Here is a 15,841-nt window from a genome sequence, read left to right as displayed (position 1 = left end):
TCGCCTGCGAATACTGACCGTCGTTCATTTCAGCAACGGCACGGTCATACATGCGATTGGTCTGTTCCCGGGCCATCAGGAACCAGAAGATTCCTGTGATGAGCAGCAGCGCCAGTCCTCCCCCGGCCAGAGCCAGGACCAGCGGAGATTTGAGTACCTCCTGTTCTCCGGGGCGGACGGGCGGCCGATCAAACAGCGTCCCCGCGGACTTCGCCTGCTTTTTTGATTTTTCCCGAGGAACGTCAAGGAAATCATCCTCATTCTCATCCTCGTCGCCAAAGAGCGAATCGATCATGGCCTGTGATTCAGTGATCACCGGCCCCTCGAACAGGGAAAGATCCTCTGGTTGCTCCTCACGCTGCGGCTTTCGGTCACGCTTGCGACTGGTTGCGGGTGGTGGGGGCGGTAGCGGTGGGAGTTCGGGGGCAGGAACCTGCGCCGAATGTGGATCATCGTAAACGATGCGGCTCTCACCCAACTGTATGACATCGCCTGACTTGAGAGTCAGATGCGCCACCTTCTTCGAGTTGACTTCGACCCCGTTCCCGGTGGCTGCGGTCACTTCAAAACCGGTCTTGTTCCAACTGACCCTGCAATGCATTGCGGCAATATCGGCATCGGAGATACAGATGTCGTTGAATGGCTGACGCCCGATTGTCATAGGCTGCGAACGAGACAACTCGAATGACTCTGTCGAACCATCGTTCCGTTGAAGTTTTAGTGAAGCCATTTTGACATTCATCAAGGAAATAGGGGTTGGCATTCGGGTTTCAGCGTAACAGGGGCTGAATACCCTCAGTCTGCTTTCTTTCGCGATGTCATTCTGATTTTCTGCATTCCGACTTCATTTGCTGCGTCAATGACCGCGATCACGTGACGATGCTGGGATTGGGAATCGGCCGTCACCAGGAGTTCGGTTTTTTGTTCCTTGCGCATTTTGTCGCGCAGGGTTTCTGCCAGTTGCGCCGCATCCGCCAGCGGTTCGTCATCGATCCAGATCGTATTGCTGTCATCGATTTTGACGATGATCGATGTCCCCAACAGGTCTTCCATGATCTGAACCTGCTGGCTTGCGCCCTGCTGGTCGGGGTCAGGGAGCGGGACTTCGATGCTTTTTTGCAGACTGAACGACGCTGAAACCATGAAGAAGATCAGCAATTGAAACGTGACATCGACCATCGGTGTCAGGTCCATTTCCTCATCACCTCGACTACGCCGACGGATCGACAGCGGCGCGTATCGCTGCTCTTCGTCTTCCTCGTCTTCATCATACTCGTCGTAAACCTGGTCCTCTTTGGGGGCGTCATGGCTTTTGTCGAACGAGAACGGAGGATCGGAAGACTGCGCAGGTATCGGCGTCTCCGAAACCAGTTCCGGATTCGCGTCCAAGGGGAGATCCGACGGACCTGTCCATTCTTCTTCCTCGCTCTCAAGTTCCTCTCCGTCCCGATCGTTTGAGACCGGTTCGTCTGACTTTCGTGCCGCGTGCTCGGGTTTGTCGGTAGCGGGAACTACGTCGGGCTCGTTGTCGGCCTGCGGAATTTGTTTCGGCGCGGCTGGAGTGAAGATGTCCTGCTCGGGGACCTGGGTCTGCTCGCCGCATGTCGGGCATTCCACAACCGCACCGGCCTTCCGGCTGGAAATCGCCATCAATCCCTGACAGTGCGTGCATCGGAAACGAATCGGCATAGAAACGACCGGTAGAAGAGCGTTAGGAAAAGGTGCCGTTCAATAAGTTAGCAGTTTCAGGTAGCGGTTCGCATTCGACTTCACGTTCGCACCGATGAGCGAATCGTATTTCGTGTCCGGTAGGTTTCGGCGAACTGACCGGGTCACTCATCTGGTTTGTCTCCCACACCCATGTAGAGTTCGGCCCCTTCGACTCCTTTGATTGTTTGAGCCACCTCGTCGACGAGTCCGTGCAGAACGTCTCCTTCCGCTTTGAGGACAAACTTCTTTTTCCCGTCCCGCATGTTCTCTTCGACGTATCGGCGCACTTCATTCAGATCTGCTTCCGGTCCCTGTCCATCGCCAAGGACGATGCGGGGCGAATCGGCGGAACTCGATGGAGCAAAAATCGTGAGCACCGCGGTGCCCGACGAATCGACGCCCACGGTATGTTCCGCGGGTGGTACATCAATATCGGGAGTCCCCTGCATGGTGGAGGCGACCATGAAAAAGATGAGCAGGAGGAACGTCACGTCGATCATGGGAGTGATGTCCATTTCCCCGTCGGCAATTTTGCGCCCACCGCCGAACGATCCTCCATTCGTAAACAGGCTGCGCTTTGCCATGTCGGACACCTTGCTGGAGATTCACGTGAAGAGAGCGATCGACGGGCAGATTTCCACACGGGGATTGACTCCTGCAGCCACGAAAGAGGTCTTTTCCGAAGCTGCATCCCGTGCGACGAATTTACTTCCGTCTGGATGAGACGAGTTCAAGCTGGTCAAGGAATTTGCCAATCTGGTGTTGAACGCTGTCTGTCAATCGGCCAATCCGAACCTGCATGGACGCCATACACATGACGAGGGGAATCGCGATCATCAGACCGACGGCCGTGGTAATCAGTGCAAAGCTGATGTCGTTCGCGAGGCTGGCCGGATTCACACCTGTCGCCTGTTTACCGGCAATCTTTCCGAATGCCGCGATCATCCCCAGCACGGTTCCCTGCAATCCGAGCATGGGAGCGGTTTTTACCACGGTATTGACCCAGGACATCTGATAGTCCAGTTCTGTCAGCACTTCGCGTTCGAATGTTTCACTCATTGCCTGCCGCAGTTTGGCGGGGTGCCACTGCCGGTTTGCCATCGCAATGAGAATGAGTTGCGGAACAGCCTTGGACCAGTAGGGCGGGGAGTCGCACAAGGTCACAACTTCATCGAACTCTCGATTTTTGAGATGCTCATTCACCTGATTCAGGAATTCGTCTGCTATTGCCTCGGAGCGGAATTTCTTCTGATTGATCCGACGAAAGATCAGCACAACCAGAAAGATTCCATAAACGGCCGCGATACCCTGCATCGGATAGATCAGGTTGCTCATCAGGTCGACGAGCGCGGTCATGTCCATAAGGACTCTCCAATTTACGATGACAGAGGTTCGAAATGGCACAAAGAGAGAGGCACCAGGATGGGCGACGAAGATACCCTAAACGCCATCCGTTCGAAACCGATCGCAGGTTAGTGAGATTCCAAGATGAATAACGTCACGGGCCGCGACCAGGAATAAATCGATCGACCCAGTCACGACGACGGACTTCGATTCGCCCTGCCGTTCAGGATTGAGGATGGGTGCCCAGAGTCGGGCGGGACGGAAAGGTTCATCGTGCCTCACCGCGCGGGGCTGCGTCGTAGCGGAACTGTCGGAAGATCCTCGACAGAGTTTTGCTTAGATTTCAAGGGTAGTAACGGGGGCTCCTGCACGCTTGCCCCCGCGAGATGTCGCGAAGCACTACTGACCGAGATCAAATTGCGAATCGAAAGGCCCGAGGTCAAACGATCGCAGGGAATGTTTCCGAGCGTGCGTTGCCAGGGAACCTCCGATTGTATTCAGAAGCTGACCGTCAGGTCTCACTGATGATCGTGGTCATGCCCCGATGCGCTGGCGTCGGCTGTCGACTGGGGGGGCCCCTGAAGCATGAGCGGAACGCGCAGTTCCGGAAAGTCCGGGTCCGTGGTTCTAATTCTCAGGAGGATCTGGGTCCGGGCTGGTGGCAGTTCGCCAGCAATCGAAACGCGGACTGTGTGCTGAAATTTGCCCGTCGGTGTTCGTGAAGTCTCGCCAATCGCAGCTTCGACGAGATCACTGTTCACGATGAGTTCCTCAATGTCGAACATCGAGCCACGTCCGTCGGTCACAGTGAAGTCATAGGTCGTGGGCTCTGACCCCTTGGGGTGATAGACGATCAGAGCCGGAGGCGAGACTGTCAGTGTCGCAGGAGGAATCTCCAGTTTCAGCGTCAACCGCGTTTCCCTTGGCTCGGGATCAGTATATTTCACATCAACCGTGTATTCGTGGGGACCGACAGTGGTATTCGCGGGTTGCATCCTGACAATGATCCGTCCCTGTTCCCCGGGGGGAATGACCTTGTCGGAATCACCCTGCAGCAACGGCGTAAGGCACCCGCAACTCGGTTCCATCGCGGTGATTCGTACCGGCTCCGTTCCCCGATTCTGAAAGACGAATGTCGCAGGGACTTCTGCGGTGGGATGAATCTTCCGCAAGTCGACGGCGTACTGATGGAAGGCTAAAGCGGGCTGGGAGGGAACTTCGATCGACAACGGAATCGATCGCACCCCCGTGTGAAACAGAATGCCCAAACTGGCAGGGGTGATCGCCATGGCCCAGGCCATCAAGTGCACCGTCACGGTATTGGTTTTATTCATAGAGAAAGTCCGCAATTGACGATGAATGATTCGGGTGATCGCCCGGCATGTGCTGAAGCCCTCGGCTTCCGCGAGCAGTTCCTGTACTACGTGCAAATCCTTCACAGATCGCCGATGTCGATGATGCGGCGGTCGAGGCAAATCTGCTGGCCATTCTCGAAACGCTTCAGTCTGTCGTTTGCAGGAGATGGGGCCACCAGATTTGCTTGCCGAATCAACGCTTGACGCGAAGATGATCTGTAATTGTGTGGCTTGTAGCAGCAGTCGGTTTTCAGGGTCAACGTGAATCTGAATCCATCTTGACGGCTCTGCGGTGAGGTTTAGAATTCAGACTAGCTGGACGAGCCTGGTGTCGGCTTTGATGGGCTCGTCTCTCTTGCGCTAAGATCGGCCACGCATGCGACATTTCGTCGTCGGTGACTGATCTGATCGGCTGATATATCCGGCACATCTTCAAATGACTGACGAAAAGCTGAGACGGGGTATCATCGTTGAAGCGGCCCGTTTGATGTACTCGCGGAACGAATCCGAGTACTACAGGGCGAAGCTCAAAGCGGCCCGACGAATCTGTCGGGGCTGGGTCAAACCCTCAGAACTCCCCACGAACGCGGAGATTCGCGACGAAATTCAGCGAATGGCCAAGCTGTTCGAAGGGAACGGAAGGTTTGAACGACTGAGGGAAATGAGAGTCGAAGCCCTCAGAATCATGCGGCTGTTGTCCCATTGTCGCCCTAAAGTGATCGGTAGCACTTTGACCGGACACGTCCGGCAGGGGTCCGACATTGATATCCATGTCTTCGCCAGCAGCATCGACACCGTGACGGGCAGTCTGGATGCGGAGGGAATGGACTACGAGGTTGAGAGAAAGCGGGTCCGGAAAAACGGCGAGGAACAGCTCTTCACTCACGTTCATATCCGTGAACGGTTTCCAATCGAATTGACGGTGTATTCACCGGATAAATCGAGTTTCGTGTTCAAAAGCTCGATTACCGGCAAGGCAATGGAGCGTGCGACACTACCGGAATTCGAGCAATTTCTACGCAGCGAATATCCCGATGCCGACCTCGAAGTCGAACTGGCAACCGCAGATGAAGCGATTGATCGCTTCCAGGTTTATCGCTCGTTGCTGATTCCTCTGGAAACTGTGATGCAGGATGAGTACTACCATCCCGAAGGGGACGTTCTCTATCATCTGCTACAATGCTATGTCCTGGCGCGTGACGAGCTGCCTTACGACGAAGAGTTCCAACTCGCAGCACTCTTGCATGACATCGGTAAGGGGCTCGACAAAAACAATCACGTCGAAGCGGGTCTCGAAGCTCTTGAGGGGCACATCACCGCCCGAACCGCCTGGCTGATTGAACATCACATGGACGTTCACAAGATTCGTGACCGAACCATTGGACATCGAGCCTATCAGCGGCTGCGGGAGTCGCCCGATTTCGAAGACCTTTTGCGATTGGGAGCCTGTGACCGCGGAGCACGCGTTTGCGGTGCGATTGTTCCCGACGTTGAAGATGCGCTCGATGAACTGCGGGATCTTGCCCGAACGTATGGGTGATCAAACGGGGGGCAGCAATCCCTGTCTGAGATGTCAGAGCTTCACGTTGTCGCTCTCTTGAACCCGTGGGATTGAAGGTCTCGTAAACGACTTACTGTCCCGAGCCGTCGTGCGCTTCCTCGCCTATGCCTTCAGGTGCGGGGCGAGGAGCGTATGTCATCACGACCTGTGGATTTTTGAACTGACATCTCCAGTTGCAAACGCAAAGTGCCAGATGGCCCGATTTTTGGTTCCTTCGGCGTGCGCGCGTAACCAAGTTGCCAGCCACGTGAAACTGGATTTCTTCTGGATTGACGACCAGTTTGATTTCCGTCCATTCCCCCGTATCGATCAAGGGCAACGGGATTGGCTCAACTTCATCTTCGGGTGCTTCCAGAACCTCGATATATCCCGTCGACTTATTTGTCCAGTTGCAGATGATGCCGCTGGTTTCCTGTTCCTCATTCGGCATAAAGACCACCTTGATACAGCCATATCGGTCCAGTGTGAGGTTGCGAAAACTCGTGGTGAATGTCCATTCAGGACTGTCGATCGCGAAAAAATTGACCCAAACTGTGGGGGATGCAGCAGTGGCATCGAATTCAAAGTACTCGTCCGTAACTTTGACATCGTCCGGATTTCCTGCTCCGATGGCCGTTTCGTTCAGCAGACCCTTGAGCTGCTTGAAAGAGAACTTTGCCGTTGAGTCGCCAGTGGCCGATTCGGCATCCGAGGTCGCTGCACTGACCGATTCTGAGTCATTGGACGAAGATCGCTTTGTCTCCCCTTTGGGAAACGTCAAGTACCCCGCCAGGACGACCAGCGAGACGATTGTCGTGGCAAACCAATGATGCTTCTTCAGTCTGGAGAGAGGCTCGGCGACCGGCTGCGCACGCATGTTTTTGCTCGAAATTTCTGCACCTGCGCGTGCTTCGGCAGGTGGAGTGACAAGATCGTCGAACTCAGGAAACTGCTGAAACTTCATGTCTGCTAGTGATTTTGACAAGAGATCGGCCACCTCTTCTGCAGAGCGATAGCGACTCTCAGGCTTTTTTGAGTGCAATGTTGCCACGATCTCACACAATGACGTGGGGACTGACGGCACGGTCGACTGAATTGATGGGGGAAAGTCCTGGATGACCTGATTTAAAATCGCGGTTGTCGACTTTCCTTCGAACGGTGCCCTCCCCGTGATCATAAAGTACAGCACGCTGCCCAGGCTGAATAAGTCCGATCGTTGATCGACATCCTTTCCTTCGGCCTGTTCCGGCGCCATATACATCGGCGTTCCGGCGATCAGTCCACCTTGAGTGAAGTTGATCTTCTGAATGTCACTCGCCAATCCGAAATCCGTGATCTTGACACAATGACCATTGGCTTCTTCCAGCAGAATATTAGACGGCTTGATATCCCGATGGACCAAGCCCTTCTGATGAGCGGAAGCCAATCCCCTGGCGATCTGATGACCAATCTCGAGGACGGAACTGAGTGGCAGTGGACCCGTCACTTCGACCAGACGCTGGAGTGTTTTTCCGGGAATGTATTCCATCACGAGAAATGGAATCGGTTCATCGTGGATCGAGTAGATGTCCACGACATTGCTATGGCGGATGGCAGCGACTGCTTGCGCTTCCGAAAGAAAATGCTGACCCGTTTCGCGTCGGGCGGTGGACATCGGAGCCAATAACTTAATCGCGACAACTCGGCGCAGCCTGGTGTCGAACCCCTCCAGCACAATTCCAAAGGCTCCTCGACCGATGACTCGCCGGATTTCATAGTTCAAGAGTCGACCGATTGAATTCTTCTCGTCGGATTTCTGCAGAATGGCAGACAGGGCTGCATCGTCCGATACCGTTCGGATGACTTCGGTTACTGGCGCATGTTGCTGTTGCACCGCCAAGGTCTTTTCTGCAGCGGCATTGGAATCACCACCCGTGCCCCCCTGCTCTGTCCGCTTCGCCAGATCAATCGTCACCAGATCGTCCGAAGGCGGAGCATGCTTTTCCTGTTGAAGGGCATCGATGCGAGTGCAGATTCGTCTTCGCAGAGCAGTGTCTTCGTGGCAAACTCGGTCAATATATTCCTGGCGCAGTGTCAGATCCGATATGGTGAGGGCTGCGAACGAGATTTCGAGTTCGTCCATTCAAGTTACTCTCATAGAAGCACAATCGACGACTAACTGTGCTTTCTACTGTCGGACAAACCGCAGAAATGACGAGTCAGTGGACACTGCTTAAGGGGAACGCGATAGTTACCATAAACGAAAACAGATGCCAATTCATCTGGCAAACTACGCAAGTGGCGAACGACGCAGGACAGGCGCGTCGCGAATTGACAGCAGCGATCGAGAATGAATCCAGTAAACGAAAACCGACAACAGGGACAGTGCTCATGAAAAACGTGCCGGACGCCTCTCGAAGTGTGAGACCCTCCCGATTGAAGAGTGCCAACTCCTCCAATGGGCAGGACAATCAACCGTCAATCACACGCCGTGGATTTCTCGCAACGACGACGGCTGTTGCTGCCAGTACATTTGCTGCGCCCGCCATTCTTCGCGCTCGAGGTGTCATCGATAAGTTGAATATCGCCGTGATCGGTTCCGGTGGCCGTGGCGCGGGAAACCTCGAGGCCGTCGCCGGGACAGAGAACATCGTCACCTTGTGCGATGTCAATGAAAATAACCTCAACCGTGCTGCTGCCGCACATCCCCGGGCTCGGAAGGTCGTCGACTTCCGGAAGGTCTTCGATAATCCGCACGAATTCGACGCTGTGATTGTCAGCACCTGCGAACACACTCACGCATTCGCCACACTCGCTGCTTTGCAACTCGGCAAACACGTTTATTGCGAGAAGCCGCTGACTCACAGCATCTGGGAGGCACGCGTGATTCGCGAAGCGGCTGCGAAGGCAAATGTTGCGACGCAAATGGGAATTCAGATCCACTCTGGAAGTAACTACCGCCGCGTCGTGGAATTGATTCAGAGCGGAGCGATTGGACCCGTGCGTGAAGCCCACGTCTGGACCTCGCGATCCTGGGGACTGCAGTCCGCTGAAGATGCTCAACGATTTGGTGACATCGTGTCGGTGACGGAGCGTCCAAAAGAGGAAGATCCGATTCCTCAAGGCTTGGACTGGGACCTCTGGCTCGGTCCCGCACCCGCACGTAAGTTCAACAACGTCTACTTCCCCGGGCCTAAGTGGTATCGGTGGTGGGAATGGGGCAGCGGCACGATGTCCGACCTCGGAAGTCACTTTAATGACCTCCCCTTCTGGGCGCTCAAACTGCAGGCGCCACTGACGATTGAAGCGAGCGGCCCTCCGCCGCACCCGGACCTGGCACCCGCCTCGATGCATGCGAGCTACGAATATGGCGCGCGGGGCGACATGCCTCCTGTTCGTCTCACGTGGTATCAGGGGACGCATAAGCCAAAAATCTGGACGGAAAAGGGAATTCCCCAGTGGGAGAATGGTCATCTGTTTATTGGAGATAAGGGAATGTTGCTGTCAGACTATGGCCAGCACATCCTGCTTCCCGAAACCCAGTTCAAGGACTTCAAACGTCCGGACCCATTCATTCCCGAGTCTCCCGGGCAGCAGGCAGAGTGGGTACGGGCTTGCAAAACGGACCTGAAGACGACATGCAACTTCGAGTATTCCGGGTGGCTGACCGAAGCGAACCATCTTGGAAACGTCGCCTACCGAGTCGGCAAGAAGCTGGAATGGGATGCTCAGAAGCTGAAATGCCCCAATGCGCCGGAAGCAGATCAGTACATTCGCCGCGAATATCGACCAGGCTGGAAACTGATCTGAACTGGCCGTCTTTCCGGAAGCCGACTATCGACTGATCCTCGTGATGTCTGCGCATTTCCAGCCAGCGCTAGACATCGTGAGGCGAGTCGGTAAGCTTTTTGATGTGACGGGCTGGCCAGATGTTGGGCCGGCAACTGCCCCTGTTTCGACTCCAACGAGGACCATCATGGACGACGTCCAGTCTTGCTGCCGCCGATGGATTACACCCCTGCTGGGAATGGCATTCATCGCGGTCGTTTCCGTGATCGCTCAGGCACAATCGTCCAAGTCGATCAATGTTCGTGTTGTCGACAAAGAGGGATACGACAAGGTCATCGCTGCCAACAAGGGTAAGGTGATCGTTGTCGACTGCTGGGCGACTTGGTGCGTCCCCTGCCGGAAGGCATTTCCCAAGACGGTGGAAATGAGTCAGAAATTTGCAGACCAGGGGCTTGTCGTGGTGTCGCTCTGCTTCGATGACCCCGTCAAAGGGAAGGTTCCTGAAAAGGTCAAGCAGTTTTTGGCTCTCAACGATGCTCACTTCGAGAACCTGGTCAGTTCGCTGGATATTTCCGGTGAGGGATCTGACGTCTTCGAAATCGCGGACGGCGCGTTGCCCCATTTCAAGATCTACGGCAAAGATGGCAAGCTGTTCAAGGTTTTCGAGAGCGGCGATGACAAAGAGTTCAAACACGAAGACATTGAAGCAGCGGTAAAAGCGGCGATTCAGGTCAAACAAAATTAAGTCTCGTTGAAGCGCAACCTATTTTGACTCTCACAATTCCGACCATTGACTGTTCTGTTCAGGATCCATTCGAAGCCCTCGCCGAGCTACGGCAGAAGCTGAGTCCGCAAGGGGACATTGTCTCCGACGCGGGGCGCAATCGCACGATTGCACTGTTCGGCGAACCGCTCGCTCCTCGTCAGGTCGTGCAGCGAATCTGTAAAGACGTGCGGGAACGCGGCCTTGAAGCGGTCCTGCACTACACAGCAAAGCTGGACAATAAAGAACTGTCCGCGGAGTCAATCCGGGTCAGCGATGACGAAATCGCGGCTGCCCACTCGGCCTGTGATAAGCGTTTCCTGGCGGCAATCCGGCGGATTAAAGAGAACATCACCGAATTTCAGACGCGAATTCTGCACGAGGATGTGAATCTGGTTCGTCAGGACGGCACCAGCCGGGTCGAGTTGCGTCAGCGGTACCTGCCACTTCGACGAGTCGGTATCTGTGTTCCCGGTGGAGCCGCGGCCTATCCATCGACTGTGCTGATGACGGCCGTTCCTGCCAGAACTGCGGGTGTGAAAGAGATTGCCGTCGTTGTCCCCCCGACCGAATTTGGTGGATATAACCCGTTCCTACTGGCTACCTGTGCTGAAGTCGGCGTGACGGAAATTTACCGGATTGGGGGAGCCCAGGCGGTGGCGGCAATGGCCTACGGCGTAGAAGGATTGCCACGCGTCGATAAGATCGTCGGCCCCGGCAACCTGTTCGTCGCACTCGCGAAACAACACGTGTTTGGTGAAGTCGATATCGACAGCATTGCTGGTCCGAGCGAAGTCGTCCTGCTGGCAGACGAATCTGCTGACGCACGATATGTGGCTGCAGATCTGATTTCGCAGGCAGAGCATAGTCCAGGTTCCGGAGTCCTGATTACCTGGCACGCTCCACTCATCGCCGAAGTCCAGGCTGAACTGGTCCGGCAGTTGGAGAAGCTTCCTCGCGGTGATTTGGCGCGAGCCAGCCTCAACGACTACGGGGCACTTGTGGTGGCGCGTGACGAAGACCAGGCCGTTGCTTTGGCGGATTGGCTAGCTCCCGAACATCTGCATATTTCGACAAACGAGGCCGAAAGAATTCTGGGACGGATCCAGAATGCGGGGGCAATCTTCGTCGGACATTCAACACCCGTTGCGGTGGGGGACTACTTTGCCGGCCCCTCGCACGTCCTGCCGACAGGGGGAACTGCCCGATTCGCGAATGGACTTTGTGCCAATGACTTCCTGAAGCGCTCGAGTGTGATTTCATTCAACCGTGACGCGCTGGAAGATGCGGCTGACGACATCCGGCGACTGGCGGAAGTGGAAGGTCTCACCGCCCACAGTGCCAGTGTGGACGTTCGACTGGAAGACTGAAGCAGCAGGTCCGCTACAATCGGAGGAGACTTGTCGAAGGGAATTCGGCAAGTCCTTCGGCAACTACTGCACACGGGCGTGATCTCTCTCATGAGTACTACCGGGGCGCGCCCCCCAGGCGCGTGTCCAGCCCGAGCGGTTTTTGCGGAATGGCAAGAGCTCTGCGACGCACGCAGGCTGTATGGCATGGGACGAGGCTGCAGTCACGGATGAGTTCTGCGACTCACCAGAGGTGTGCCGTACAGGAAACTTCTGCCGTTGGCCCGACGCTATTGGAGATTTACCGAATGAGCCAGAGTTAAGCTGGGGGATTCATGTATGATTCGGCGCCGGACTTATTGCCAAAGTCCCCAAAGTCACCTCAACCGGGTGAAGCGTTTCGTTTGGTGTAACCGATCCGAAAGATGTGCTGGGGTGTGAGACACATTCCAGGTCTTCCGTGTGTTCGCGTTCACCAAAGGATGCGCGAATGGTTGAACATCATTCAAAGTATGTGTTGTGGGCTCGCCGTCTTCGATGCGGAGCGATCGCAGGTCTGACATCGATTTCCCTGGTTGCGGCCGAATCGATGGACCTGCGAGCCGACTGGCCACTCTCGAGTCGTAAGAAGACCGTCGAAACGGCGGAGACGAGACAGGCTCGTGACTTCAACAATGCGATTCGCAAGTTGCTGGCCGAAGCGAAGGCGCATGCCGATCGTGGTGAAATCGACCGCGCGATCTACATGGCAGACCGGGCCGCGAGCATTTCGGAATCTTCCGCGAAGCTGGTTCAGTGTGCTCCTGATGTTTCCCCCACGGCAACGGCGAATTACGTCAGCGAACTTCGCTCGCTCCGCAGCGAAAGGCTGAAGCGACAGGGGACGACTCCTGAGATGCTCGCTAAATCGCTGCCCGCCACCCCGCCAGGCGGAAAGAACGGTCAACATGCCAAAGTGGGGGGCGGCAGCGCCCCAGGCGAAGTCGCAGAAACGAAACGCAAGGCTGGCTCGCAGACCGCTCTTTCCTCTGCGGAGAAAACTCAATCCGTTGCCAGGAAGTCCGGGATTCCCTCCTCTGTTGCGAATCTCGAGCAACCCGTACGTGCCTTGAAGGGGGCTGACACAACGGATTCCTTCACAGGGCGGTCCGAATCTTCCGAGCTGGCTAATCCTGCTACGGCAAATACCTCAACAGGACACGGTGAGAACGCGGCATGGGATCCCGTGTTCGATGTCGCTTCCAGCACGTTCTCACCGGAAGGACCCCCAACTGAGGCTCCGCCGAGCGTTGACGATCCTGCTTTGGACGTGGCATCCGTTGGAGAGGCTGCCCAAGCCGCAGGCCCGATTGCGTCAAGCTTCTCGGGCGATCGCACGGACGGTTCGCTGGACACAGGCAACTTGACCGGAATGCCAGAAGTCAGTGGACCTCCTCTAAAACTGCGAGAACGACAACGCGACATCAGCACGGACACCCTCTCTGAATCTGTCGAGGATCTTGCGGAAGTCACGTCAAGCAAGGAGCGGCCGATCGTCGCTCCCTCCCAAGATGCGGGCGTAAACTTCGACACGGATCAAGTTGATATTGAGGAGGATGCTTTAGCCGCTTCGTTGAGTTCACTCCCAACGGAGGCAAGTACGGGTGGACTGAAACTCCGCTCGCGGTACCAGGCGCCTTCGAGTCAAACTCCTGCCGTGACAAGTTCGCAGGAGAGTTCGGCGGCAGATGAGGATTCTGCGGGTCTGGACATGCCAACTTCAGATGAGTCAGTAGCGTTTGCTCCTGAGCAGTTGTCCGTTGAGGAACCCCAGGACGTTGACAATCCAAAGCATTCTGCCGGGCTGAAACTGAGATCACGCTATCTGGAAAAAACGGCGCAAGTGTCGGATGCCTCGCACTCAAGTTCGGAGTCGGCCCAGCAGTACCCATCTGCAAAAGAGCTGCCGGCAAACGGATTCCCGGTCGAACAGGTCTACGAGCTGCGACGACGTCTGGAGGCCAAATCGAAGTTCAATCCCGGAGAACCCGTAACGACGTCACACGAGACCGGTGAGTCAGCCGCGATGGAACGCGCAACAGCTCCTGCGGTCGTGGAACTGGCCCGTTCTCCAGTATCGACTCCTCGTACTTCGCTCAAGCTGCGCAAGTCCTACGATCGTGCCGCAGATGTGATTCCTGTTTCGTCAGAAGTGGAAGCAAAGCCATTGATTGAAACGGCAACTTCGAAAGATCCTAAGGGTGAGGCTTACAAGAATTCTGACGACGATGCGGACATGATCCCGTCGGGACCGTCGCCCTCGATCATCGACTTGCCGAACGCTCCCGACACTGACAGCGCGAAATTCCCCGCAGACCAGCCTCCGCTTCGGCTTCGCAAAAAGGTGACGAAGGGGAACGAAAGCGCCAGTGCATCTCCGTCGGCGTCCCTGACGCAGCCAGAACGGGTAGAGTCGGCGGCAAGTGTTGCTCCTCTGCCTCCCGGAATTGATCAAACGGAACCGACATCACAAAGTCGATCTGTGCCCGTCAAAGCTACGAAGGTGGGTATGCAATCGAGTCGTGATTCGATATCAAAGAGTGCAGTTCCGGCAACCGTGAAGACCGGAGGAAAAACAGCCGCAGTCGTTGCGAAGGCGTCTGGCAAGACGGCCCTCAAAAGGCAGGTAACCACCTTTGAGGATGATCAGGCGGCGATTAGTCGATCGGTGATGGCAAATGGGCCCGTACAGCGATTCGCTCAGATGTTCAATCTTCCCCAAAAAACTGCGGCCTCAACCATGGGGATTGTCGGCGTTGTCATGATGATCGGTGGACTGTGGTTGATCAGGGCGACGCTTCGAGTTAATCCCGCTTAAGTGGAGTCATGGCGATGCGAATTGGCGTTCCGCGAGAAGTCAAGCTGGATGAATATCGTGTCGCAATGCTCCCGGTGGGAGTTGAGGAGCTGACGAAAGCCGGGCACGAGGTTCTGATCGAAACCGGAGCGGGATCCGGAAGTGGGTTGACTGACGAAATGTACGCCGCCAACGGCGCACGCATCGTGGCGACAGCCGCCGAGGTGTGGGGATCTTCAGAACTGGTCGTGAAGGTCAAAGAGCCGCAGCCTCAGGAATGGCCTCTGTTGCGCTCTGGGCAACTTGTCTTCACCTATTTCCACTTTGCGGCCAGTGAGGAATTGACGAGGAATGTGCTGGCTCGTGGAGTAACGGCCATTGCCTACGAGACGCTACGCGGTCCCAGGGGGGATCTCCCCTGCCTGACTCCGATGAGCGAAGTCGCTGGTCGAATGAGTATCCAGGAGGGGGCGAAGTATCTCGAGCGCCCGCAGTTAGGCCGCGGCATTTTGCTGGCGGGGGTTCCGGGAGTGGCTCCTGCGCATATCGCGATTCTCGGCGGTGGGGTCGTGGGTAAGAATGCGGCCCGCATTGCCGCCGGGTTTCAGGCAGATGTCGTCATCCTGGACGTGAACGTCGATCGACTTCGCTATCTCGAAGACATCATGCCCTCAAATGTGAATACCGTCTTCAGTGACCGTCATAACATTCGTGAGCAACTGCAACTGGCTGACCTGGTGATTGGTGCCGTGCTGGTGGAAGGTGCCCGTGCTCCACGACTGGTCACTCGTGAAGACCTGAAATTGATGAAGCCCGGTGCGGTCATCATTGACGTCGCCGTCGACCAGGGAGGCTGTGTCGAGACCTCCCGCCCCACCACGCATTCCGAGCCAACGTATGTGGTCGATGGCATCGTCCATTACTGTGTCACGAACATGCCGGGGGCCGTCGGAAGGACCAGCACCCACGCGTTGTGCAATGTGACGCTTCCCTACGTTGAACGTCTTGCCAAACTAGGGCTTGCTGGGGCGGCGGCCGCTGATCCGGGATTCGCTAACGCGATCAATCTCCATGCAGGCAAAGTCACCTATCGTCCGGTCGCAGAGACCTTCAACATGCCATTTTCGCCGTATCAGCCTTGACCAGTGGTGGCGTAAACTGAAGTCCCAGGGTCCT

The 15,841-nt window shown here is 55.9% G+C and carries 12 protein-coding genes; 6 read left to right on the top strand and 6 right to left on the bottom strand.

All coding sequences use genetic code 11. The features are described from left to right. The 5 genes from VGE80_RS07120 to VGE80_RS07100 form a co-directional block, all read right to left on the bottom strand. A partial coding sequence (locus VGE80_RS07120) for an FHA domain-containing protein (protein ID WP_440592157.1) occupies window positions 1-730 on the bottom strand: 730 nt, incomplete at its 3' end. 65 nt (window positions 731-795) lie between these two features. Continuing rightward, complete coding sequence (locus tag VGE80_RS07115; RefSeq protein WP_373652227.1) at window positions 796-1,650, bottom strand: ExbD/TolR family protein; 855 nt, start codon at window positions 1,648-1,650, stop codon at window positions 796-798. A gap of 182 nt (window positions 1,651-1,832) precedes the next feature. After that, window positions 1,833-2,294, bottom strand: a complete 462-nt coding sequence (locus tag VGE80_RS07110) for an ExbD/TolR family protein (protein ID WP_373652226.1) — start codon at window positions 2,292-2,294, stop codon at window positions 1,833-1,835. A gap of 121 nt (window positions 2,295-2,415) precedes the next feature. Then, the gene (locus tag VGE80_RS07105; protein WP_373652225.1) at window positions 2,416-3,072 is read right to left on the bottom strand and encodes a MotA/TolQ/ExbB proton channel family protein; all 657 of its coding nucleotides are present in this window, start codon (window positions 3,070-3,072) and stop codon (window positions 2,416-2,418) included. Between the two features lie 500 nt (window positions 3,073-3,572). Then, complete coding sequence (locus tag VGE80_RS07100; RefSeq protein WP_440592156.1) at window positions 3,573-4,388, bottom strand: DUF1573 domain-containing protein; 816 nt, start codon at window positions 4,386-4,388, stop codon at window positions 3,573-3,575. A gap of 457 nt (window positions 4,389-4,845) precedes the next feature. On the opposite strand from VGE80_RS07100, the gene VGE80_RS07095 reads away from it, so the two are divergent. Beyond that, entirely contained in the window at window positions 4,846-5,949 is a 1,104-nt protein-coding gene (locus VGE80_RS07095) for an HD domain-containing protein (protein ID WP_440592155.1), read from the top strand. Between the two features lie 91 nt (window positions 5,950-6,040). Here the strand turns inward: VGE80_RS07095 and VGE80_RS07090 are convergent, their stop codons facing one another. Then, on the bottom strand, window positions 6,041-8,071 hold the full coding sequence (locus VGE80_RS07090; RefSeq protein WP_440592154.1) for a serine/threonine-protein kinase: 2,031 nt from the start codon (window positions 8,069-8,071) through the stop codon (window positions 6,041-6,043). A 248-nt stretch (window positions 8,072-8,319) separates the two neighbouring features. Here VGE80_RS07090 and VGE80_RS07085 point away from each other — a divergent pair, with 248 nt between their 5' ends. From VGE80_RS07085 to ald, 5 genes are all read left to right on the top strand, one after another. Continuing rightward, window positions 8,320-9,738 carry a Gfo/Idh/MocA family protein gene (locus VGE80_RS07085; RefSeq protein ID WP_373652221.1) on the top strand — a complete coding sequence of 473 codons (1,419 nt, stop codon included), beginning with the start codon at window positions 8,320-8,322 and terminating at the stop codon, window positions 9,736-9,738. Window positions 9,739-9,904: 166 nt separating this feature from the next. Next, a complete protein-coding gene (locus tag VGE80_RS07080; protein ID WP_440592153.1) occupies window positions 9,905-10,462 on the top strand; it encodes a TlpA family protein disulfide reductase in 558 nt (185 codons plus the stop codon). Window positions 10,463-10,485: 23 nt separating this feature from the next. Then, window positions 10,486-11,850 (top strand): histidinol dehydrogenase, encoded by a 1,365-nt coding sequence (hisD, locus tag VGE80_RS07075; RefSeq protein ID WP_373652219.1) that lies wholly within the window; start codon window positions 10,486-10,488, stop codon window positions 11,848-11,850. A 469-nt stretch (window positions 11,851-12,319) separates the two neighbouring features. Then, window positions 12,320-14,686 (top strand): hypothetical protein, encoded by a 2,367-nt coding sequence (locus tag VGE80_RS07070; RefSeq protein WP_440592152.1) that lies wholly within the window; start codon window positions 12,320-12,322, stop codon window positions 14,684-14,686. A 14-nt stretch (window positions 14,687-14,700) separates the two neighbouring features. Further along, window positions 14,701-15,807: an alanine dehydrogenase gene (ald, locus tag VGE80_RS07065; RefSeq protein WP_373652217.1), complete on the top strand. Its 1,107-nt coding sequence runs from the start codon at window positions 14,701-14,703 to the stop codon at window positions 15,805-15,807. Window positions 15,808-15,841 lie beyond the last annotated feature (34 nt).

This window comes from Schlesneria sp. (assembly GCF_036405755.1).
In the GTDB taxonomy this organism is placed as follows: Bacteria; Planctomycetota; Planctomycetia; order Planctomycetales; family Planctomycetaceae; genus Schlesneria; species Schlesneria sphaerica.
The sequence above is the reverse complement of the archived record's forward strand: the minus strand, read 5'-3'. Positions and strand labels throughout refer to the sequence as shown.

Coding starts and splice junctions, on each gene's coding strand:
- VGE80_RS07115 (WP_373652227.1), bottom strand. CDS start 1,650: ATGGCGATTTCCAGCCGGAAGGCCGGTGCGGTTGTGGAATGCCCGACA.
- VGE80_RS07110 (WP_373652226.1), bottom strand. CDS start 2,294: ATGGCAAAGCGCAGCCTGTTTACGAATGGAGGATCGTTCGGCGGTGGG.
- VGE80_RS07105 (WP_373652225.1), bottom strand. CDS start 3,072: ATGGACATGACCGCGCTCGTCGACCTGATGAGCAACCTGATCTATCCG.
- VGE80_RS07100 (WP_440592156.1), bottom strand. CDS start 4,388: ATGAATAAAACCAATACCGTGACGGTGCACTTGATGGCCTGGGCCATG.
- VGE80_RS07095 (WP_440592155.1), top strand. CDS start 4,846: ATGACTGACGAAAAGCTGAGACGGGGTATCATCGTTGAAGCGGCCCGT.
- VGE80_RS07090 (WP_440592154.1), bottom strand. CDS start 8,071: ATGGACGAACTCGAAATCTCGTTCGCAGCCCTCACCATATCGGATCTG.
- VGE80_RS07085 (WP_373652221.1), top strand. CDS start 8,320: ATGAAAAACGTGCCGGACGCCTCTCGAAGTGTGAGACCCTCCCGATTG.
- VGE80_RS07080 (WP_440592153.1), top strand. CDS start 9,905: ATGGACGACGTCCAGTCTTGCTGCCGCCGATGGATTACACCCCTGCTG.
- VGE80_RS07070 (WP_440592152.1), top strand. CDS start 12,320: ATGGTTGAACATCATTCAAAGTATGTGTTGTGGGCTCGCCGTCTTCGA.
- ald (WP_373652217.1), top strand. CDS start 14,701: ATGCGAATTGGCGTTCCGCGAGAAGTCAAGCTGGATGAATATCGTGTC.